This window comes from Pirellulales bacterium (assembly GCA_019694435.1).
GTDB lineage: Bacteria > Planctomycetota > Planctomycetia > Pirellulales > JAEUIK01 > JAIBBZ01.
Map to the genome: position 1 here is coordinate 103712 of JAIBBZ010000011.1, position 22115 is coordinate 125826.

Annotated in this window: 16 protein-coding genes and 1 tRNA gene; 3 read left to right on the plus strand and 14 right to left on the minus strand. The window is 59.5% G+C overall.

Translation table 11 applies throughout. The features are described from left to right. Positions 1 to 20: 20 nt before the first annotated feature. On the minus strand, positions 21 to 332 hold the full coding sequence (locus K1X74_10945; GenBank protein MBX7166836.1) for a metalloregulator ArsR/SmtB family transcription factor: 312 nt from the start codon (positions 330 to 332) through the stop codon (positions 21 to 23). Between the two features lie 216 nt (positions 333 to 548). Next, positions 549 to 622 (minus strand) — tRNA-Arg (locus tag K1X74_10950). Positions 623 to 1245: 623 nt separating this feature from the next. On the opposite strand from K1X74_10950, the gene K1X74_10955 reads away from it, so the two are divergent. After that, positions 1246 to 3486, plus strand: a complete 2241-nt coding sequence (locus K1X74_10955; protein ID MBX7166837.1) for an SIR2 family protein — start codon at positions 1246 to 1248, stop codon at positions 3484 to 3486. A gap of 218 nt (positions 3487 to 3704) precedes the next feature. Here K1X74_10955 and K1X74_10960 read toward each other — a convergent pair whose 3' ends face one another. Continuing rightward, on the minus strand, positions 3705 to 4220 hold the full coding sequence (locus K1X74_10960) for a hypothetical protein (protein ID MBX7166838.1): 516 nt from the start codon (positions 4218 to 4220) through the stop codon (positions 3705 to 3707). Here K1X74_10960 and K1X74_10965 point away from each other — a divergent pair. Next, the gene (locus K1X74_10965; protein ID MBX7166839.1) at positions 4219 to 4386 is read left to right on the plus strand and encodes a DUF1328 domain-containing protein; all 168 of its coding nucleotides are present in this window, start codon (positions 4219 to 4221) and stop codon (positions 4384 to 4386) included. The two genes, K1X74_10960 and K1X74_10965, sit on opposite strands and share 2 nt — an antisense overlap. A 674-nt stretch (positions 4387 to 5060) precedes the next feature. Here the strand turns inward: K1X74_10965 and K1X74_10970 are convergent. Beyond that, the gene (locus K1X74_10970) at positions 5061 to 5732 is read right to left on the minus strand and encodes a hypothetical protein (GenBank protein MBX7166840.1); all 672 of its coding nucleotides are present in this window, start codon (positions 5730 to 5732) and stop codon (positions 5061 to 5063) included. A gap of 241 nt (positions 5733 to 5973) precedes the next feature. On the opposite strand from K1X74_10970, the gene K1X74_10975 reads away from it, so the two are divergent. Further along, entirely contained in the window at positions 5974 to 6951 is a 978-nt protein-coding gene (locus K1X74_10975; protein MBX7166841.1) for an integrase core domain-containing protein, read from the plus strand. A gap of 447 nt (positions 6952 to 7398) precedes the next feature. On the opposite strand, the gene K1X74_10980 is transcribed toward K1X74_10975, so the two are convergent. From K1X74_10980 to K1X74_11025, 10 genes are all read right to left on the minus strand, one after another. Then, complete coding sequence (locus K1X74_10980) at positions 7399 to 7917, minus strand: hypothetical protein (protein ID MBX7166842.1); 519 nt, start codon at positions 7915 to 7917, stop codon at positions 7399 to 7401. Beyond that, positions 7914 to 9284 (minus strand): RHS repeat-associated core domain-containing protein, encoded by a 1371-nt coding sequence (locus K1X74_10985; GenBank protein ID MBX7166843.1) that lies wholly within the window; start codon positions 9282 to 9284, stop codon positions 7914 to 7916. The genes K1X74_10980 and K1X74_10985 overlap by 4 nt, the downstream gene beginning before the upstream one ends. Positions 9285 to 9306: 22 nt before the next feature. Next, entirely contained in the window at positions 9307 to 9867 is a 561-nt protein-coding gene (locus K1X74_10990; GenBank protein MBX7166844.1) for a hypothetical protein, read from the minus strand. A 2-nt stretch (positions 9868 to 9869) separates the two neighbouring features. Then, a complete protein-coding gene (locus K1X74_10995; protein MBX7166845.1) occupies positions 9870 to 10904 on the minus strand; it encodes an RHS repeat-associated core domain-containing protein in 1035 nt (344 codons plus the stop codon). Positions 10905 to 11124: 220 nt separating this feature from the next. Continuing rightward, a complete protein-coding gene (locus K1X74_11000; protein ID MBX7166846.1) occupies positions 11125 to 11787 on the minus strand; it encodes a hypothetical protein in 663 nt (220 codons plus the stop codon). A gap of 240 nt (positions 11788 to 12027) precedes the next feature. After that, positions 12028 to 12195, minus strand: coding sequence for a hypothetical protein (locus K1X74_11005; GenBank protein ID MBX7166847.1), 168 nt, complete (start codon positions 12193 to 12195; stop codon positions 12028 to 12030). A 100-nt stretch (positions 12196 to 12295) separates the two neighbouring features. Continuing rightward, entirely contained in the window at positions 12296 to 12844 is a 549-nt protein-coding gene (locus K1X74_11010; GenBank protein MBX7166848.1) for a hypothetical protein, read from the minus strand. A 13-nt stretch (positions 12845 to 12857) separates the two neighbouring features. After that, positions 12858 to 14096, minus strand: coding sequence for an AHH domain-containing protein (locus K1X74_11015; GenBank protein MBX7166849.1), 1239 nt, complete (start codon positions 14094 to 14096; stop codon positions 12858 to 12860). A 158-nt stretch (positions 14097 to 14254) separates the two neighbouring features. After that, positions 14255 to 14713 (minus strand): hypothetical protein, encoded by a 459-nt coding sequence (locus tag K1X74_11020; protein MBX7166850.1) that lies wholly within the window; start codon positions 14711 to 14713, stop codon positions 14255 to 14257. A gap of 64 nt (positions 14714 to 14777) precedes the next feature. After that, the gene (locus K1X74_11025; GenBank protein MBX7166851.1) at positions 14778 to 21950 is read right to left on the minus strand and encodes a hypothetical protein; all 7173 of its coding nucleotides are present in this window, start codon (positions 21948 to 21950) and stop codon (positions 14778 to 14780) included. Positions 21951 to 22115: the final 165 nt, after the last annotated feature.

Here is a 22115-nt window from a genome sequence, read left to right on the forward strand (position 1 = left end):
GATCGTTCGACCCAGGCCGGCTACAGCCGTCCTACCAGGTCTTTCAGTTCTTCCATCACTCGCGGCGCAATGCAGTAGCAAATCCGCGGTCCGTCGATCTCGCCTTGGATCAAGCCTGCATCCTTTAACATCCGCAGATGCTGCGAGACGGTCGATTGCGCCACGGGCAGCTCGTCGACCAGCTCGCCACAGACGCACGTCTTGCGCTTGGCCAGGATGCGCAAGATGCGGACCCGCAACGGATGCCCCAGCGCCTTGGCAAGTTCTGCCAGGCGATCTTCGGCTTTCGTCGCTCCGCTCGTTTCGATGGAGCAGCAACTCCGGCTAGGCATGCCACGCTCCCAAAATCGCTTATCGTAGTTTTACGATTAAGCGGAGCGGAGTCAAGCCCCAACGTGTGCGAGGCATTCGGAACTGCGCCCGGGGAGCGAAGCACGCGGGGCGCGTGCGGCGTGGCAGAAAGCCAGCGAACGCCGATCCAGCAAGCCGACGGCGCGAAGGACGCAGACAGCGGCAACACGCCGTCGGAATCGGCAGCAGAGAATCAGTATCCCCGACAGGATTCGAACCTGTAACCTTCGGCTCCGGAGGCCGACGCTCTATCCAGTTGAGCTACGGGGACGCAAACTTAGGTGCCAGCTGGCGGGCGATTGCCGCTGCCTTGGGCTGGGCCTCGACCACGCACGGTGTTCGCCGTGGGCATGGGGCCAGACCTCAGGCCGATGCTTGAGCATTGCCGGCCGCACCAGAGGCAGCCTTTTGGGGCTTCCTCCGCACCGGCAAGTGTCCCAAGCGAGCTTGGCTTGGCCATTAGACGCGAAAAACTGCTGGCTGAAAAGGTGTCGGCCGACTGCTGGCGGTTCCCGGAGTTTGCCGTGTCGGCCGCGGCGATCCTGGCTGGTCTTGGCGGTTGCCGGCAATCTCGTCGGCGAGAGGACGGCGCACAGGTGCCTGCCGATAGGCTTCACGCGGTCGCGCGGCCATGCCCATCCACGCGGCGGTCGCGTCGAACAGGCCGCATCGCAAATTAGGATGTCGCGGCGCGGTCGTCCGCGACGATGTGACGACGGTGCGCGTCCAAGTCAACAAGGCCAAGGCGGCTATGGCAAAGCCTTGATATATACGAGGCCAACACTGGGTGACCGCGTAGCCAACAACAAGTGAAAGCACCTGGCAGCCGGGCTATAACATAGCCCTCCCCAATCTTGGCGATCCGTCAGCAGAGAATAGGGCGGAGGGGTAAAGGTGGCCGCGAAATCGATTTCGGCATCGCAGTTAATCGAACGCATCGCGACGCGTTTGCAATCAGCCGGCGACAACCGGCCGTGCTGCACGCTCATCATGGGCTCGGGATGCAGCGTGCCGCTGATTCCGACGACCCGGCAGATTGTTCATGACGACCTGCCTTGGTGGTTGATGTGTCGGGCGAAGGATGTAAGCAGCCCCTCGCTCAAAGATTTTGAGCAGGACCGGGCAGACGGCTTCAAGCCGCAGCGGGAGTCGTTCGCCAAGGAGTTCTGGAAGCGAGCCGTCGCGTCGAGCGAACTCGGACGAGCGATCACGCTCGGCGACGATGGTCTGCCCGTCAAGGACTGCATTGCTGAGGCGTACAAGTTTGTACTCTCCGCGGACTGTGGTTGCGGGCTGAGCACGCCCGACGAAGTGCGGCGCTACTTCGCGGCCATGGTCGCCCGGATCGGCAACCGGCTTAACCCGGCGCACCTGCTCCTGGCGTCGCTCGTCGCCGAGCAGCCACGGCTTTTCGGTACGATTTTCACCACCAACTTCGACCCGCTGCTGCAGCGGGCCATGCAGTTGATGAACGTGCCCTATTTTGTATCCGACCAACCTGGCTCGATGCAGCACCCGGATGACGATGACGCCGTGGCGGCGCTGCACCTGGTCCACGCACATGGCAGCATCTACCGCTACCTGTTGCTCAACAGCCCCGATCAGATCAGCGAATACGCCCAGCGCAACCAGGCGCTGCTGCCAGAGTATTTCCGCAAACACCTGGTCCTGATCGTCGGCTATGGCGGTTGGGACGATGCGATCACGCGTGCGCTGGAAAACGTCGCTCAATTCGACCACAACCTTTACTGGTGCGACCGAGGTTCTACCGTCGCGTCGAGCGGGCTGTCGAACATCGCCACACGCGTGCTGGCGAAGCACAGTAACGCCTTCTACGTGCCGATCGAGGATGCCGACCTGTTGATGCTGGAGCTGCACCAGGCGGTGACCGGGCATACCCTGCCGCGACTCTTCCGCGAACCGATCACCGTGCTGAACGATCAATTGCAGCGTTGCGATCTCAGTTCGATGAAGCTGTCACGCGCGGAAGGGTCGAAAGCCGCCGATGACGTTTGTTCCTCGGGCGCCGAAAAAGAAGATGGAGCTGGAGAAGATCGGTCAACCGATTCAACCGACTTACGCGCCCGCGGTGCGCCGGCGTCGGGTTCAGGGTTCGAGCCGCTCGACCTCGGTGGACAAGTCAAGGACATCTTGCGACGCTTAGAGCGAGCCGACCGTCTATTCAAGGGCGTAACGGACGAGGCGGGGGCAGAGACGGCAAGATTGAGGGCCCAAGTCGACCAGAGGATTACGCTCGCGAGCGACCTATATTTCAGCAATAGGTACGCGGACGCGTTGCCCCATTTTGATTTCGTCATCTCGAATGAGCATGTGCTCGACGTTTCGGAGCGGGCGCGGGCCCATTTTTTCCGCGGCTATGCCTGCGGGCAGCGCGGAGAGGCGGGCGATTGGGAGCGTGCGATCGCCGACTACACGGCAGTCATCGACATGCCAGAGGCCCCCGCGGAGCAATGGGCACTCGCCCGCGTGAATCGCGGTATTACTTACTCAAAGCGCGGAGAGGCGGGAGATGTCGAGCTTGAGATCGCCGACTACACGGCCGTCATCGAGACGCCGATTGCCCCCACCGAGCAGCAGGCAAAGGCCCGCTTGTATCGCGGTATTACCTACAGGCAGCGTGGTGAGGCGGGCGATCTAGAGCTCAGGATTGCTGATTACACGGCCGTCATCGAGATGCCGGACGCCACCGCAGAGCAACGGGCAATAGCTCACTTGAATCGCGGCTTTGCCTACGGCGAGCGTGGTGGGGTGGGCGATATTGAGCGAGAGATCGCGGATTACACGGCCGTCATCGAGATGCCCGAGGCCCCCGCCGAGCAACGGGCGAAAGCCGGCGTGAATCGCGGTCTTACCTACTGGGAGCGAGGCGACGCGGGCGATAAAGAGCGTGCAATCGCGGATTACACGGCCGTCATCGAAATGCCGGAGGCCCCCGCCGAGCAACGGGCAAAGGCCCGCGTGAATCGCGGCCATTCCTACGGGCAGCGTGGCGAGGCGGGCGATCTCGCGCGTGCGATTGCCGACAACACGGCCGTTCTCGAAATGGTTTCAGTCCCTTCGCCGTTCAAGCGGGTTGCACAGCGACGCCTCGACGAACTCAAGCAGCGTTCCTAGCAGCCACTTCGCGTCTCGAGGCGCCAAGAAAAACGCTCCAAGCTCCCCGGGGGGAAATCCTCTTCGCAACCATGCTCTCTGTTGCGAAGGCTGTACAGGATTGCGCCCCTGTGCTTGTTGAATCAGAGACCCTTTCAGCATCATCGCTGCTTTCGTCGTGGCACTGCGTGTCGACCGCAGGCCCAGGCCGCTGTGTTTGGTCTTGACCTAGGCGCAGATCATGTGATTCGATGACCAACATTCGAAGCGGCGTCGAAGCCACGGCGTGTCCCATCCGCAAAACCAGCCGCCAACCGCCGCCGGTTCATCGAGACAGCAGTACTTTGACGAATTGTTCCCGACCGCCGGTTCAAAGCCTTCGGCGCAGCCCGCCAACACGCGGTTGGACAAATACGCGTCGATCTCCCTCTTGCTCTCCCCCCCCCTTTTCCGGCCGCCTCGGCTTCCGGCAGGGTTTTCAACCCCGTGGGGTTGCTGTACAGCAGCGGGTTGTTGCCCGAGTACGCGTCGAGGTTTGTCCCGCCGCCGCCGAAGCCCAGTGGATTCTGGCTGATGAACCGGCCGATCGTTGGATCGTAGAATCGGGCTGAATCCACAGCTCCTGCCGCTCTTGCTGCGCCTGCAAACCGTTGCGTCGCTCCGATTCTTTCGATAGCTTGGCCAACATAGCCGACGGGGCGACGCGGGGCGGACCTGAACTCTTTTCTGGCCAGATACTCGCGAGGTGATGCCATGCTTCGTTGGGCGCTTATCTTTCTGGTCGTCGCGCTCGTGGCAGCAGTCTTTGGTTTTGGGGGGATCGCCGCAGATGCCGCGTGGATCGCCAAGATCCTCTTCGTGGTCTTTTTGATCTTGTTCGTGGTGTCCCTGGTGATGGGGAGAAAAGGTCCGGGCGCCTGAATGGCCTTAAGACTTGTTCCGTGGCGGTTGTGGTCGGCCTAACCACCGGTCACGCTTCATTCATTCTTTGCTCGGCGAGTCATCGCCAAGAGGTTTCGCAGCATTGCGGCTACGTGCGCAATATTGCGCAGGCCGGCTGATGAAGGTGTGCCGTCCGCAGTGGATCGTGAGCGTGCCCAGCCGCCCGTGCCTCAGGCCTTCCCCCTTCAAAGCGAACCACGTTGAACGTGAACATCGCAACCGGGCACGAGCCCAAAAAGGATGTTGGCAATGATGCGGATGGGCCACACGAAGGGGCAGCACATTGAGAAGCTGCCCCAGGCGGACGTAACATTGTTTGAGGGCCGAGCTTTCCGAGGTCGATTAGACGCGGACGATCAGGCCGCTGCTTAAGGATCCCGGTTGGCAAGACGCACCTACGCGACAGCGGTGTTTTGTTGCCTAATCTACAGCTTCATGTTCAGTCGAATGCCAGCGACGACGGCCCCATCCCAGTCGGTCAGACCTCCCAACGCGACGGGAGTGTCTTTTTGCACAAAACGCTGGATAGCTTGCCCGCCGCCGCCGCGCTCAAGATTAACCTGCGCGTCCAATTCTCCGGATCGGTGTACAGCTGGAGCAGGTGCCCGTCAGTTTCCAGATTCGACCACAAGTAGGCCAGGCACGGGCGCGGATTAATGCGACGCGAGTTGTTGGGCACAATACTCGCGGTTTTGGCTGAGCAGGCTGCTGCTGGGGCATAGCTTGAGACCTTGATCGTAAATCTCGATCGCCGCGGCCCAGGCTTGCATATCCATCGCGGTGCGGGCCCAGGTGTCGATCGCCACGGCCGCGTTCTGCGAAAGCAGCTCACTTGTCGGCCGCTGTTGCAGGCCACGTTGATATGCCGCGACTGCGGACGTCCATTGTTGTGCATCGACCAGGTTTCGTGCTTGAGTGTCGACAACCGCATCAGCCCAGCGATCGCGCTGCGTCGCGGTCAACCACCCGTTGTGCGTTGCCAGGTACTGATCGGCACGGCCAAACTCGCCAGTTTCGAGCAATGGCTGCACTGCGCGGGCCACGTGCCCATCGACTATCTCGTCCAAGCTCACCCCGGCGAACTGCACGCGAATGGCCACGATCCAGGCCTCGGCTTGGGCAACTTGTGACGCCTGATCCATCGCCGCGAGGCACTCCTGGGCTGCATAGGCGGCAATCTCGTTGAACACGCTTGCGGGCAGCTTTGCAGCCTGCGCGGCTTCCAGGGTGGTCATCACGCCGGCCAGGTCGCGCACCTCCCCGTGCGGAACCCTCTTCGTGAAGATTCTCTGCGCGCTCTCGGCCGCAAGGGTCGGCGCGAGCACGAGTTACGAGTTCCACGTCCCTTTCGATGGCCGTGACGGTACGGGATGATCTGCGGAAAAGCGGGCGATCGGTTAACAGCGGCGCGAGCGCGGAGAGCGCGCGAAGCTCAGGCCAGGGGGGCAACAGGTTTCGTGCCCAATCATCCACCAATGATGGCCCCTAGCGCAGCGGTCGTCGGGGTGCAAAAATAGCGCCATCATGTGGACCGCCAACCCCTTGCGCCGAGCGACTCATTTGCCCATGGCGACAATCTTTAATTCGCTGGTGATGCTCCTTGCCGGTGCCACGCAAAAGGAACTGGCCCGGCAGATCAAATACTTGAAGGTCGAGAACGAGGTTCTGAGGAGCCGCTTGCCGGAGCGCATCCACGTGACGCCCCGCGAGCGGTCCCGGCTGCTCAAGTTCGCCGGAAACCTGCCCGCCAAGGCGCTGAAGCAGTTGGTCACGATCGTGCATCCCGATACGCTCTTGCGCTGGCTGCGGGAGGAGCGGCGGCGACGGAACCCGACCCCAATCGTAACCCGCGGTCGCCCCAAGACGGCTGTGCAGATCCGCCGCCTGATCTTGAAGCTGGCCCGGGAGAATCGCTGGGGCTACACACGGATCATGGGCGAACTCAAGAAATTGGGCATTCAGCCGCCGTCGCCAACGTGGAATACCTTCTTGGCGGAGCACGTCCGGGACATCGCGGCAATCGACTTCTTCGTCGTGCCGACGGCGACGTTTCGACTCTTGTACGTGTTCTTTGTCCTGTCCCACGATCGCCGACGGATTCTGCATTTCAACGTCACGGCCAATCCCACGGCCGAGTGGACGGCCCAGCAAATCGCCGAGGCGTTTCCCTTCGAAACGGCGCCTCGCTTGTTGGTGCGCGACCGCGATTCGATCTACGGCGACGCCTTCAAACGCCGGGTCGAGAGCCTGGACATCGACGAGGTCGTGACAGCGGCCAGATCGCCGTGGCAGAATCCCTACGCCGAACGCTTCGTGGGAACCGCCCGACGGGAATGCCTCAACCACTTCATCATTCTGAACGAGCGGCATCTCAAGCGGCTAATCTCGAAATTCTTGGGCTACTACCACGGTTCGCGGACGCATCAAGGTCTGGACGGGGACTGTCCCGAGCATCGCAAAGTGGAGCCGCCCGAACTCGGCCCGGTTGTTAGCGTACCCTTGGTCGGCGGATTGCATCACCGCTACACCCGCACCGCAGCGTGAACGCCAGGCATGCGCTCCGTCGAGTTTCGAGTTGCGGTTCATGCTGCGCACTTCGCACATTCTCGCAAAAAAGCCAGTCTTCTGTTCCCGGTTCATTCGAGCAAGCAGCGACTCAAGGTTTGTCCCTACCCGAAATCTCTCCTCCAGGGCCCACTCGTCACCCCTCGGTCGGAGTTTTCGGTAGGGACACCCCGAAACGTAGCCGCCCCCGCAACGCCACCTGCGTTCGACGGAACGGACACCACTTTCTCGCGAAAAAAACCAGATTTCTGTGCCCGATTCATTCGAGCAAGCAGCGACTCAAGGTTCGTCGCTGCCCGAAATCCCTTCCAGCGATCCCCTCATCTCCCCTCGGATGGCGTTTTCGGTAGGGACAACCGTGAGTAACGGAGTAGCACTAGCCGCGAAACCACCCGGATGAGGTTTTCGGGAACCACAGCACAACGTTCACCCATTTATCACAATTCCCTCCAAAAAAAAAGCGGCAATTCGCTTTTCCGAGATTCCAACAATCAGACGGTCAGATACACGATAATGCATCACAGGCGATTTCGCATCCTCAAGCGAGATTTTCAAACGCGAATCTGACTCACAGTACGCGTAATGCGGTGCCTTACCTAAATCAAGGCGATCGTCGCCGTACGTGCCAACGAGCAATAATTGGCCAGCGTCAACAGTCGCTGGAGGGACAAGGCCGGGATCGCGAGACCACTTCCCGAAGTTTGTATACGACTCAATAGATGTAAGCTCAAGATCATTGCCCGCAAACCTTACAACCAATGTGTCTGCAATCAGCAGAACATATTTTCTTGCCAGATCGCCAACACTCAGATTGCGACGCGCGTCGCTCGAACTCGATTGCCCTGCGCAATGACTGTAGGCTAGCGAAAAGCCCTTTGTGTCGTAGGTGACAGTAGCCGAAACCGCAGGACAACCTGCTTTGAAGTCAATTGCGTACTTAATCATTTGTATAAGAAATGGAGAATCATATTATCTGCTTCTCGCCAAATTATTTCAAGAGTCTTAATTTTTCCGTTTACGCATACTTCTTGTACTATCTTCACTGCGCCGGCAGCGCCTTGTGGGTCCGCCATTCGTTGCCCGTGCAGAATGGCTTGGGCAAGTATATGTCGAGGAACATATCTACCGGCTTCAGCCATGTGTCGAGCTGTCGTTGCTGTGAATTGAATCTTCGTTGCCAGCTCAGCTACTGCCTTTTCCGTGGCTCTTACGGTGCATTTTCCCAAAACTCCACCGGCCATCGAGCCGCCGAGCCCTACTCCCAAACCAGCAGCAGTTGCGGCTGGCAACCCGCCATGCGGATCGTCGGGCAATGTTCCATCACCGGGCCCTGGCGCATTCGAATTGTTCGGATCAAGTAAATAGATTATGCCCGCAATCACTCCGCCGATGATTGGCCAAAATTTACCTGTGGGATCCGAATAGTTCGTAGGCTGATTCCCCACATACCGACTCAGATTCGCATCTCGCGCCGCAAACCCGATCGGGTCCTCGCTCATCCACCGCCCGGCGTGGGGGCTGTACCAGCGTGCTCGATTGTACTGCTGGCCGGTCGCGGAGTCATATTCGCGGCCGGTGAACTGGTAGCGCGTCAGGTAGGCTTGGTCGACCGGCGTGCCGAAGGCGTCGTAGACCTGGTGGCCGGCGACCACCGTGCGCCCAGTCCCCGCGTCCCAGCGGACCAGGTCGTGTGTCGAGTTCAGGTGGTCGCCCAGAAGCCAATACGTCTCGCCGCCGACGTTTTCTTGGGCCAGCACCTGATCGACCGCCGGCCCGTGCAGGTAGCGGCGGGCCAGCGCGGGCAGCGCCGCCCCGTTGGCGTCCGCGTCGGTGAAGTCCAGCAGCACGTCGTCGCCGTCGTAGACATACAGCTCGCGAGACTCGGGATTGAGATCGCCATTGGTGTCGAGGTCGCGGCGCACACGGCGATTGAACACGTCGTAGGCATAAAACTCGACCGCCGTCGCCGCGCCGCCCACGCTGGGCCGATGGACCACGGCCGCCAGGCGGTTGCGGTGATCCCAGGCATACTCCCGCCGCACACCGGTGGCGATCGTCGTGCGGCTGAGCAGGTTCCCTTCGTCGTCGTAGGTGTAGCTGTAGGTCCCGTCGTTCGTCAGGCGATTGTTGGCGCCGATGGTCGCGGCCACGCCGTTGGTTGCGGTGCGGTTGCCGTTCTTGTCATAGGCGTAGGTCTGCGTGGTGACGGTGAACGGCGTCGGGATCGTCTCGACGACGCTCGTCAACTGGCCGCGGCTGTCGTAGCCATAGTCGCGGTCCCGGCCGGTGTAGTAGATCCCGTCGATCGTCACGCGATCGTCATGGGCCGTGAGCCTACACGTCAACCAATCCTTCGATGTTGAGCCGACTGCCTGCCTTCATCGCCTCCCGGGCCGCCGTGCCAATCCAATAGCGCCGGCGAACCTGTGTAGACCGAACACACTTTGCCCCGCGCTTGATCTCGCGGACGATGTTCTTGTAAATCTGAACCAATTCACCAGGAGCCTGTTCCGGTATGTCGGAACCGGTTACCCAAAAGCTTGAATAGTACGATATTGACCCCTGTGAAATCCAGCGGACGCCATCTTGCATATACGGCCTAGCCCAGGAGATGTCAATCGTCGGCCCATCCACGCGCTGTGGCATCGCAAATTGCCCGGCATAATAACCTGCCGAAATCCTCGTGAGTGTGAACGGATGCCTAAAGTAGCTGTCGTGCAATACAAACAGCAATTCTCCTCTTTCTCGATGCTTTATGTAAGCATCCCAGTCGCGAATCTCGGCAGGCCTATCGCAGTCGCTGAAGTTTCGTACTATCCAGCATCCTATGGAAAGAACAAATCGAATAACGCGATCCTCGTCCGCGTCATCCAGAAAAAAACTTGTTTCAGCCATATCTACAGGCCTTCGACGGGACGCGTCTCGTGTGGTATTTCAAGGCGGTCGTACTCCGCCTCGCGCTCGCAGTTTCGCTTGTGAGTTGGGCGTCGCTCTCGTTCAATGATTTTGCGAGTCTTGTTGTCTGGTCCGACGATTTGATTATCGGGAATTCGCGTTGAATCATGCCCTTCAATCCTTTTTTGCGTCTTGACTCGTTCGCCTGGTCCAATCTCGAGAAGCAATTCTAGTCGATCCTTTTCCACGCCAGCCTTGTGGTCGGGGTGCCCCGGCGAGCCGGGGCGCTTCTTCTTCAGCGAGTCATTCGCATCATCGATTGAGCCCAAGATCGGCCCGCCGCGCTTCGGCGTGCCTTGCAGAGCCGAAGCGATTTCGGTGAGCTGGTTGATGTTCGCCAGCCAAGGGCTGGAATTCTGCATGACCTGTAGATGCAGGTCCTCGCCTTCGAGCGCCGTAAGAATCGAATCGACGCAGTCCGAGAGGATGCCACGATCGAAGTCAGAGACAATATCAAAGGCTTGATGTGCATCGCCTCCATGCTGCAAGTACGCGGCGCCGGCCGCGATTGTCGCTTGTTCATAGACGTCGTCCGGTGCATTGGCGTCTCCGGTATACAGCCATCGAAATAGGCCGTCCAGATTCCAGCGACCGCCTGAATACGGCTCAAGCCCAAACGGATCGCGGTAGGACGTCGGCCCGTTCCCCACGTACCGATTAAGATTCGCGTCCCCCGCGGCGAAGCCGATTGGGTCCTCGCTGATCCAGCGGCCGGCGTTTGGGTCGTACCAGCGGGCTCGATTGTACTGCAGCTTGGTGTCGCCGTCGTATTCGCGGCCCGTGTACATGTAGCGGGTCAGCGCGCTGGCGGCTTGCTGGTACGGCTTGCCGTAGGCGTCGTAGACCAGATGCTCCAACGGAGCGCTGGCCCCGGCTGCGGCGTCGTACCAGACGATGTCCTGGGTCGAATTCTGGTGATCGCCCAACAGCCACAGCGTCTTGTCGCCGACGTTCTCCTGCGCCAAGAGCTGATCCACGGCCGGCCCGTGCAGGTAGCGGCGCGTCAGAGCAGGCGCGTCGGTCGTGTTGTGATCGCCGGTGGCATCAAGGAAGTCCAGCAGGACGTCGTCGCCGTCGTAGATGTAGAACTCGCACTGGTCGATCGTGCCGTCAGCGTTCGAGTCCTCGTCGCGGCGCAGCTTGCGGTCGAACGCGTCGTAGGCGTAGTAGACGATCTGGGTGTTGATGCCCGTCGGACTACTTAGCTACAGGGTAGAAGTCGCAGCCGTGCGTTTCCGCTGGCACAAACACAGCGTTTGTCACTCGGTGTGCTTCGCAGAAATCCTTGAATCGCTCCGTCGCGACAAAGTCACTGCTCGCTCGCGGAATAAAGATATCTTCGCCGCCCCAGGTGCCCTCTTCGAGCACGGTTCCTTTCTGTCGCAGGAAGGTCGCCCGGCTTTTGTCCAGTCGGCAAGTCGGGCAGATGTCGGGGGTGCGATCCCACTCTTTGCCCGACGCAGCCGGATCGACGGCCGCAGTACCGCGAATGACGTCCGCCTTGAAATAATCCGGCGGTTCGCCGCTGATCCTTCGATGGTGCCGAATCTTGGCGAGCTCGACGAGATTAAAGCCGCTGAGTCCGACGAGGTCGTGCAATTCCCAGAGTGCCTTAAACCTCAGGGAGACCAAGAAGCTGACGCCGCCGCCTGCAAACGCAAAATCACCAAACTCCCTGCCCCAGGTTTCGAGCTCCACTCGGTAAGGAGGAAGCCACTGTCGCAGCCCAATAATATTTCCACATTCTGGGCAGCGGGGCGCATCGCCGTATCGAGTGCCTTCGGCCGTCAACGCCTCGGTTCCCGCGAGTCGCTCTTGCGGGGTATCGATATTCGACCGCCGTAGCACGAAGAACTTCATTGCGGCAATCCGTTAGGAAACCGTTTTTTCAGATCAGGCCGCTCATAGAGTTGCCGCAACCAATTCTCGAATTGCTCCGCGGTAGCACTGGCGTTATCGGAGCTCTCCTACCAAGCGACGACTTCGCAATCCAGCTCGCGATGCCATCTTTGATATCCATAGTGGGCTGCGGCGTCTGCCGCTTGCGTTGTGAATCGCGAATCGCGAGCCAAGTATCGGCCGGCAAGACTTTGATGCTTCTCAAGCGCGGCGGGTGATCATGGCGAACTGGCCGGCCAGATTGTAGGTGAAGTCGGCCCGTTTGTCGGAGACGGCGTTGCCGTGCTGCTTGAGTTGCTTGAGCCGGTCGAGGTTGTCGTAGACGTAGTCGTTGGTCACGTCGGCCGTGCCACCGAGCGTCGCGGCCAATTGCGTGCAATTGGCGGCGCGGTCGTACTACCAGTGAACCTGATGCGCCGCACCTCTTTCAAGGCGACCGCGGTGCCGCTCCGGCACGCCAAACAGAAGCCTACTCGCCGGGACTCAGCACTACCTTCGTAAATGCGCAGCCGGATATTTGTGCAAATTCAAATGCAGATCGCAATCTCTCCGTGACCATCGTGCGACATTGATCTTCGGCGAAGAACAGGTCGTACGGCGGGATCGCCGTTGCGTCAACCACCCGGTCAATAACGTTAAAAATAATGTGAGGCGCGGAGTCGTAATACGTAATGGTCGATCGCACGCGATCAATAACGGGCCAAAACCGGTTTGCAAATCCGTAAGAATAGTCGTTGGCGAGCAACTGTGTGTCATGCATAACAGAGGCGCGAATAAACCAGACTGCCGGGTCCACTCGCAAACCACGCACGATATTCATTACCCGATGGCTGAGCAATAACTCTAGGCTTACGTTGATACAGTCGGCCAGCTTGCGGTGATGTGGATGCAGGTGTGCAATGACGTGTGCTGGCATCTTGTCCAATGGCGTTGTGAATACGTTAAATCCGCTTCCAGATTCATCTACTGGAATATATGACATGCACGCGGTGGTCGACTTCATGACATACCAGCTCATGTCGCAACGCGCCTCAAAAGCTGTACGGAGGAAAGGGGGGTAAGCCCGTTTCGGGATCCAGGCCGCCGTCGTACTTGTCTAGCCCCAAGCTGTGCCGCAAATTCATCAGCTCGATCATTGTGTCTACGGGATTGAACGAGTCTATCGCAAGCCCTGATAGCCAGCCCCCCCAGCTGTCGGTGTTAAAATAGTGGCTCGCTGTAAGCGGCGCCGTTATCCGCATGCACTCATCGTGCGTACTCTCTTGCCTGACCGCCACGAGTCCGGCGATGCTCAACACCTCGCCGCTTGCAAGGCGATCGCGATCGGCCTGACTGAGAGCGATTGTGCCATTTTGAAGTCCTTCACGGATGTCTTGTACAAGAGTGTCAACATGCGACTTTGCTATATCGCCGGTAATTTGGCCAGTGCTATGTTCTTTCTGGATTTGGCGCAAGCGTTCACGTACCATATCTGCATATTCGTCGAGGTGCCGCCCTTCGTGTAGGCTTGCATGACCAGCGACCCCCGCCGCGCGACCGGCGTTGTTGGGTAGAGCAATAAGATTCGCAGCGCAGTTGGCCCTAAATCCAATGTTCGTGAGCCACTGTCCAAGGTCTCGTTCGTTAAACACCGAGCTCGGAACAATGTGATGTATCTGATACAGGTGGCGCACCGAGCGATCTACGAGTTCCTGCACGATTTCTAAGAACGGAGACTTGAGTCCGCTCGGATCCACCAGCAGTGTCGGCTGATTCCCCACATACCGAATCAGATTCGCATCCCCCGCGGCGAAGCCGAGGGGGTCTTCGCTCATCCAGCGGCCGGCGTGGGGGCTGTACCAGCGTGCTCGATTGTACTGCTGGCCGGTGGCCGAGTCATATTCGCGGCCGGTGAACTGGTAGCGGGTCAGGTAGTTTTGATCGACCGGCGAGCCGAAGGCGTCGTAGACCTGGTGGCCGCCGACCACGGTCCGCCCGGCCGCGGCGTCCCAGCGGACCAGGTCGTGCGTCGAGTTCAGGTGGTCGCCGAGGAGCCAATACGTCTCGCCGCCAACGTTTTCTTGGGCCAGCACCTGATCGACCGCCGGACCGTGCAGGTAGCGGCGGGCCAGCGCAGGCAGCGCCGCCCCGTTGGCGTCCGAGTCGGTGAAGTCCAGCAGCACGTCGTCGCCGTCGTAGACGTACAGCTCGCGCGACTCGGGATTGAGATCGCCATTGGTGTCGAGGTCGCGGCGCACGCGGCGATTGAACACGTCGTAGGCGTAGAGCACCGTCTTGACCGCCGTGCCCGAGCTGTTGCGGTACTCGACCGCCGTCAGCCGGTTGCGGTGGTCCCGTTCCTAGGCTGGACCAAGATGAACTATACGCACTGCATGCGCGACTTTATCAGTTCAGTCCCGGCTGCCTGGATCAATGCAATTGCTACGAATCAGTTGGCATCGCGTTGTGTCGTTTCGCCTTTGGTCCCACAGCATTTGAGGCAATGGCGCCACAATGCCAATGGACTCGCTGCAACTAGAATCAACGCAGCCGTTCCAATTGCAAGTGAAACCGGCTTGTATGCAATGACACCTGCGTCATATGAAATGATAGGCCGCCCTGTCGATTCGCTGGATCGCGTTTCCACAAGTGTCATCTTAAAGAAGGTTGAGTCAATTACACACGGACGACTTGATGCGTCATGGTCGCTTTTGACCCAGGCTCCATACTCGACGGTACGCCCCACTAGCTGTTGACTGATCGGATCATAGTGTCGTTGAAACTCAAAGGATGGCTCGATCAGCATAAGCAGCAGCCCCAATGCCATTGTGGACAGTGCGCCGGCAAGCAGTAATGGGCTAATCACAAATAGCATGGCGATTGCTGCTGGGTTCTTTTTTGCAGGCATGTGCCATTCTGCAACTTGTGCATTCCTTGGCCGGGTGTTTTGGCCGGGGCAAAGGCGTCTTCGTCTACCAAATTATTGGAATATGGTCATAGTCGGGTGGTCTGCGATGACCGTGCTCGTCGAATTTCTGCTTTGTTGCATTTTTAAGATCATTTCCCGAAGCAATTGCCTGCTGCCACCAATCGTATCCGACATATTGATCAACTGCAATGTCTACGAAATCATTGCAATTGTTATACGCGCCGTTGTACCAGCTCCATGTTCCTAAACCATTGAATCGAGCTGAGTCGTCGAGAACCGAGTCTGTGTAATTCGAATTGTAAATCCAGTCATAGAGCCAGTCTCGGTTTTGGCCAATCTGCGTTAAAAGCCAGTCCAGGAGCCTGTTGTCATCGAACGAGCTGCCAACAATCCGCTGTGCTGGCATAACTCCATGGTTGTCGGGCGTCGCTGTAAACGTCAATAGTATGCGTCCTGGCTTGCCGACTACTCCGGCCCATGCGTCCATTGGCGGACCCAACCCGCATATTGTGTCGCCACCTTCTCCTAGGTAGCCGGACGCATAAAACTCGGCCCTCAGGAATCCCATTCTGTTTCCCCATCTGTCCCAAACATCGAACACGATGCTGCCGTGCGTACCGGAAACGTCAACTCCCGCGTCGAGTCCCGAAGGATCGAGGCCATCGGTCGGCGCGTTGCCCACGTACCGATTGAGATTCGCATCGCCTGCGGCGAAGCCGATCGGGTCCTCGCTGATCCACCTTCCGGTCTTCGCGTTGTACCAGCGTGCTCGATTGTACTGCTGGCCGGTCGCGGAGTCATATTCGCGGCCGGTGAACTGGTAGCGGGTCAGGTAGGCTTGGTCGACCGGCGTGCCGAAGGCGTCGTAGACCTGGTGGCCGGCGACCGCCGTGCGCCCGGCCGCCGTGTCCCAGCGGACCAGGTCGTGCGTCGAGTTCAGGTGATCGCCGAGGAGCCAATACGTCTCGCCGCCGACGTTTTCCTGGGCCAGCACCTGATCGACCGCCGGGCCATGCAGGTAGCGGCGGGCCAGCGCGGGCAGCGCCGCCCCGTTGGCGTCCGAGTCGGTGAAGTCCAACAGCACGTCGTCGCCGTCGTAGACATACAGCTCGCGCGACTCGGCAGTGAAGTCGCCCGTCGTGTCCAGATCGCGGCGCACACGGCGATTGAAGACGTCGTAGGCGTTGATCTCCACCAGGGTCGGCGTGGCGCCCACGCTGGGCCGATTGACCACGGCCGCCAGGCGGTTGCGGTGATCCCAGGCATACTCCTGCCGCGCACCGGTGGCGATCGTCGTGCGGCTGAGCAGGTTGCCTTCGTCGTCGTAGGTGTAGCTGTAGGTCCCGTCGTTCGTCAGGCGATTGTTGGCGCCGATGGTCGCGGCCACGCCGTTGGTTGCGGTGCGGTTGCCGTTCTTGTCATAGGCGTAGGTCTGCGTGGTGACGGTGAACGGCGTCGGAATGGTCTCGACGACGCTCGTCAACTGGCCGCGGCTGTCGTAGCCATAATCGCGGTCCCGGCCGGTGTAATAGAGCCCGTCGATCGTCACGCGATCGTCATGGGCCGTGAGCCGGTTGGCCCGGTCGTACGCGAAATTGTGGACGAACGACAGCGCGCCGACGGGCTGTGACTTCTGGTGGCTGAGGCTCGTGAGCCGGCCGGCGCCGTCGTAGGCGTAGGTGCTGGTGACCACCGTCGGGCTGGCGTCGAGCAAGCCGGCGCGGCGGGTGATCGTGTCGAACTGGCCGGCGAGGTTGTAGGTGAAGTCGGCCCGTTTGTCCGCGACGGCGTTGCCACCGGCGATACCGTGCTGCTTGAGTTGCTTGAGCCGGTCGAGGTTGTCGTAGACGTAGTCGTTGGTCACGTCGGCCGTGCCACCGAGCGTCGCGGCCAATTGCGTGCGGTTGCCGGCGCGGTCGTATTGCGAGCCTAAGACCACCTGCAGTGACTCGGTAGGCGTCTTGAGCAGGCCGGCCAGCGTGCTGGTGACCGTCTGGACCCGATCGAGGCGGTCGTACGCGTAGCTATAAGTGGCCACGATGTCCGAGCCGGTCGTCAAACGATCGGCCAGGTCGTAGCCGTAGTTGATCGTGTGCTGCAGCGCGCCGGAGATCTTCCAGCGCTCCTGGGTCATCCGGTCGAGGGCGTCGTAATCGTACTCGGTAATGAGGCCGCGCCGATCGGTCAATTGCTTGAGGTTGCCGGCGCGGTCGTATTGGTACTGCCGAGTCTTGTTGAGTTCGTTGGTCTCGATCTTGACGCGGTTGAGGCGGTCGTAGGTCCAGGTCGTGTCGTTGTTTTCAGCATCGGTGAGCTGGGTGAGGTTGCCGTTAAAGTCGTACTTGAAGGTCGTGGGGTCGTTGTTGGCGTCGATCTCCTTCGTACGGCGGAACAGGTGGTCGTACTCGTAGGCGGTGGCATGCCCCAGGGCATCGGTCATAGAGAGTACGTTGCCCATCCGGTCGTACGTGTAGGCTGTATAGGCCGCCAGGAGCGAGCCGGCGCCATCCGGATCGGGCTCGGTCTGCTGCTTGAGCCGGCCCACGAAGTCGTAGGCGTAGGTCGTCGTGCGGCTCATGGGGTCGGTGCTGCTGGTCATCTGGCTGGCGTCGTCGTAGGCGTAGGCCCATGACGGGCGCGTTCCGCCAGCGGCGGCGGCCGGCTCGAGCACGTTGGTCAAGCGATCGCGGTTGTCGTAGGTGTAGTCGGTGACGTGCGATTGTGGATCGGTGAGCTTCTTGAGATTGCCGAGCTTGTCGTACTCATAGCTCCAGACCGGCTGGTCGTTGCCGCCGGCAACACCGTCGGCGTCGGGCTCGGTAATACTGGTCATCCAACCGAGGTAGGGGTGATAGCCGTAGAGCGTGGTCCGGTTCAACGGCGCGTGCTCTTCTGTCAACTGATCGGCTGCGTCGTATACGTAGGTGTACGTGGGATGGCCCGCGCTGGCGCTGGGTTCCGGCAGTTTCACCTCAATTGTTCGCAGCCGCGTGTCGTAATTGTAAGTCGTCTGGCGATTCTCGGGATCGGTCACGGAGGTCAGCAGGTCAGCGTTGTCGTAGCCGTAGTTCCAGATGGGCTGATCGTTGCCTCCGGCAACGCCATCGGCGTCCGGCTCCTTGACCTGAATCAGTCGGTCGGCATTGTCGTAGAAGTATTCGGTGACAAAGCCGTTCGGATCCGTGACCGTCTTGAGTAGATCGTTGTCGTAATAAGTGTAGATCCATTGTGGGTTGGATGGATCGCTGGCATTGGGCTTGGCAAGTGTGACCGTGCCGATTCGATTGCGGTTGTCGTAGGTGTAGGACGTGACGTTCCCCTCGGCGTCCGTCATGCTGGTGATCCGGCCGCAGGCGCAATAGCCGTATTGCCAGATCGGCTGATTGTTGGTCGCCGGGTTGTTGTCGGGGTCGGGATCGATCCGCTTGGTGAGACGATCGAGGTTGTCGTAGAAGTACTCGGTGACGCGCCCCAGTTCATCGATGGACTTCTTAAGATTGCGCGTGCCCGAGTAGTACTCGAAGGTCGCGATCGCTTCGTCTGCCGTGTTCTTGGCAAACTTGATGGACTTGAGCAGGCCCTTGAGGGTCGCGTCGTCGCCGGCGTCCATGCCGTAGTAACGGTACTCATTTAGCCGGCCGAGGCCGTCGGTCATCGTGAGGACCATGCCCGCAGGTATGCCTTGGGCGGCCGCCGTGTAGGTGTAGCTCGTCAACACGTCGTCGGTGATCGAGCCCAAAGAGTCCTGGCTACCGACAACGCGCTGCTCGTGCAGCACATTGCCGTTGGAATCCAGGTGATAGACGGTCTTGCGGCCAAGCTCGTCGGTGAACGAAGTGACCTGATTGTATTGGCTGTCGTACGTCCACTCGCGTGCCGGGCTGCCGCCGTACTGCTCGGTGAGTTGCTTGCCCTTGGTGTTGTAAGTGTAGTCCACGACCGTGGCTTGACGGCCAGGTGATGCGCCATCGGGGTCGGGAAGTGTCAATTTGGTCAAGAGTCCGTTGGCATCGCGCTGAAAAGTCGTCGTATGCAGCAGCGGATCTTTCCAGGATGTCGAATTGCCAAACCGGTCTGCCGTAAACGAACTGGTATGCAGCAATTCGTCGGTGATCGACGCCACGGGACTTGCCGCAGCCAAGGAAATGGGAGCGGGACTGCCCAGACTTCCCAGGCCCGACAGGAAGGCCAGATTTCGCGTCTGGATCGGATTGATCGACACGAAGGTGTTGTCATTGTTGATGATCTTCGTGACTCGTCGTGCCGCATCGTACTCATAACTTGTGGAAACCCCGTGGGCCGGCGTTACCTTCTTGAGCAAATTCGTCGTGGGATAGTATTCGTAAACGGTTTCTAGCTGGATCAAGGGCTCGGTTGGGCCATCCGGATCGGGTGACTTGATGCGATCGACGCGCCCAAGTGCGTCGATCACCCAGTTGGTGGCCCGGCCGGCGTGATCGGTTGTCGTTTTGATCTTTCCGAATTGTGGCCCTGCGGCTGTTTCATAAGCATAACCGCGCACTTGGCCGAAAGGATCGACAACCGTCGACAGCTCGTCGACGACGGCATCATTGTCCGCATCGATGTAGGAATAGACCGTTTCGTTGCCATTACGATCCACGCGCTTCTGCAACAGACCAGCCGCGGAGAATTCGCGCCGCTCGCCCTCGGGGGAAGTCAGCGTGTACGAGCCGTCAATGTTTTTGATCAGCGTGTCAAACCAACTCGCAGGGGTTTTGTAGGTATTCCCTGATGCCTTTTCAAAGAACTTGGCAACCCCATTCCCCAACACCACACCGACGCCATCTTCGTCAGGGATCAAGAAATCGAGATCATCGACCCACCAACGAACCCCAAACTCGCTATTGAGGCGATTGACAATGACTCGCTTGCCGGTGAAGGTACTGGTGAACACCTGTTCGTTCAGGCCAGTCCCTGCATCGACGAACACGTACGTGACGACCATCGTCCAGTCGTACACGCCTGTGGGCAAGTTGGTCGCGTCGACTTGGAGCGGAAAACGGAAACTGGTTGCCGTGCTGCCGACGGCGTCCTGGTAGTAAGCGGTGACAGTCGGCAAGTTACCAACACTGACCGATGCGTTCGAGGCAACCAAAACCCTGCCTGGCGTCGAAGGGATGTTTGAGCGTAAGGCGAAAATGGGATGCGGATTGGTGTCGCTTTGCGAACTCATTCCGCCGTACGAAGTGCCCGAAGTGCCGTTATTGGCGTCCACTCCGCTTTGCGATTCGCCGCATCCGCAGAGTTGGTCGTCCGTGGACGATTCCTCGTCATCATTCATGTCATCATCGATGATCTTCCCTCTGCCCTCCAGATCCCCCTCTTCGACGTTCTCGGGAATGGACAAGTCAACGTAAAAGTACTCGTCGAACTCAGGGACATCGTTGTACAGAATCTCGACAGGGAACTCGGCTTCCGTTTGATTGGGCGCGAACGTGATCGGGTACTCAATTCGATGCCGGAAATCGTCGCCAGGCGCAAAGCCAATGGCCGGAGGATCAAGTGGATTGCCATTCCTGGTCGTGGCGATAACGGTGATCGGCGCCGAGAACGGCTGCGAGAGAGTCACGCGAAAAACCGCGTAGCCGACTGGATCGCCGGGGTCTCTTTCAAAGCCTACAGCGTCGCTAATATTGACCGTGGGCGGGGTATCATTGTCCATGATGGTGCCCAGCCCCGTGTCATCGGCGATCGTCGCATTACCGGAGACGCCAGTTAGAATGAGCTCAAAGTATTCCGTGTCCTCAATCGCCGAGTCGTCGATCAATTCAGCGTCAATCGTCTTCGACGTTTCGCCGACACCAAACACGATGGTCCCGCCGGAAGTTGCTCCGCCCCCTTGGCTGAGGCGGTAGTCGCTGATGTGAGTGGCAGAAGGCGTGGGCGGATTGGTACTGATCACCCATGTGACGCTAATGGGGCTGGTCGGCGGCGCCGAAAGGGAGACCACGAAGGGCTTGGTCTCGCCCTCGGTGCCTGTCATGTCACTGATTCGGACCGCATTGGGCGAGTCATTGTCGCGAATCTGAATGGTTAGATTGCCGGGCGGGCTTGTCGGAATTCCCTCCGCCGCATCTGGATCTTCTGGAGGATCGTTGTACTGAACCTCGTCAAACTCGATCATGAACTGTTCGTCGGACTCAATCAGTAGATCGTCGACGATCGGGATCGCAAAGACGCGGCTATCCCCCTCGGGGCCATCGGAGTCCAGCGGCGACGAATCGCTCCAACTCAAATTCCCATGGTGTCCAATGTAATCGTCCGGGATCGACGGGCTGGGATCGAAAGTCGCTGTCAGTTGCTTGGTTGTCCAGTCGAAATTGAAGCCTTCGATCCACTCGGCGCCCGAGTGCTTGACCGTAATCAAGACCTCGCCATCGTCTTCGTACAACGGGTTGGGGTCGTACCAAGCTTCCAGCGACCCTCCTTCTCCAGAGGTTGGGTCCGGGCCTGGGATCTCGCCCGCGGCGATTTCAGTTCCCTCGACGGTGCTCAGCAGCATCGCCACTCCGCCCTCAATCTCAAAAAAGTCGGCGGGGCCCTTACCTGCAGGTAAACCGGCAAGACGGGAGTTGGCGAAGGCTCCTGGGCTATCGGCGACTTGGAACCATTTCAAAGTCGTGACATCGATCGACGCGAGGTCGGTACCCGCAATGCTGGTATCTAACCAATCTTGGAAAAACTCAGGCCCAATGAAATCGGCGACAGCAGGCAGAAAACTGTTATCGATCGTTTGCACCCAGGTGTTGGCAATTACCTGCTGCTGGACGTACTCGATCGACAGACCGCTGGCTGATTCCCAATCCTCGCCCCACAGCGCCGTCGCATATCGCTCATAGCGCAACAAATCGAGCCCTTGCCGGCCCGTCGGCGCAACGACCGCTGACTCAAGATTGGGAAACATGCCGTGAAGCAATGGCGCGAGGTTTACCGCATTGGGGTCGCCTCCGCCAACTCGGATTTTGGTAACACTCGCCGCGGCGAGCTCACCAAAGGTTGGGTCGGCGCCATTGACCTTGACGAGTCCATCCACCACGGCGACTTCGACGTCGCTGGCAGAATCCGCGTCTAAACGCAACTGGCCGTCATTGAAGGACATATCCACGGCCAAAAGCTGGCGAGCCTCCAAGGGCTCGATGCTAATCCGGCGGTGCTTGAGCGACGCGACTCGCCGAGTACGCCCCAGGCGGCTCACGGTCCTGCCCCTTGGTAGAATGATCAGTCAACGCTAATCCACACCAAACTGGACAGCGCGAGCGCTGCCAGCAATCGCGTGTGATACCGCTGGCAAGGCCCCAAAGCAAGAAAGAAATCCACTCGGGAAGTGCGGGCGACTTATTGTCGCAGGCCGGTTGAGTGT

Coding starts and splice junctions, on each gene's coding strand:
- K1X74_11020 (MBX7166850.1), bottom strand. CDS start 14,713: ATGCCTGCAAAAAAGAACCCAGCAGCAATCGCCATGCTATTTGTGATT.
- K1X74_10975 (MBX7166841.1), top strand. CDS start 5,974: ATGGCGACAATCTTTAATTCGCTGGTGATGCTCCTTGCCGGTGCCACG.
- K1X74_10945 (MBX7166836.1), bottom strand. CDS start 332: ATGCCTAGCCGGAGTTGCTGCTCCATCGAAACGAGCGGAGCGACGAAA.
- K1X74_10990 (MBX7166844.1), bottom strand. CDS start 9,867: ATGGCTGAAACAAGTTTTTTTCTGGATGACGCGGACGAGGATCGCGTT.
- K1X74_11010 (MBX7166848.1), bottom strand. CDS start 12,844: ATGAGCTGGTATGTCATGAAGTCGACCACCGCGTGCATGTCATATATT.
- K1X74_10965 (MBX7166839.1), top strand. CDS start 4,219: ATGCTTCGTTGGGCGCTTATCTTTCTGGTCGTCGCGCTCGTGGCAGCA.
- K1X74_11000 (MBX7166846.1), bottom strand. CDS start 11,787: ATGAAGTTCTTCGTGCTACGGCGGTCGAATATCGATACCCCGCAAGAG.
- K1X74_10960 (MBX7166838.1), bottom strand. CDS start 4,220: ATGGCATCACCTCGCGAGTATCTGGCCAGAAAAGAGTTCAGGTCCGCC.
- K1X74_10980 (MBX7166842.1), bottom strand. CDS start 7,917: ATGATTAAGTACGCAATTGACTTCAAAGCAGGTTGTCCTGCGGTTTCG.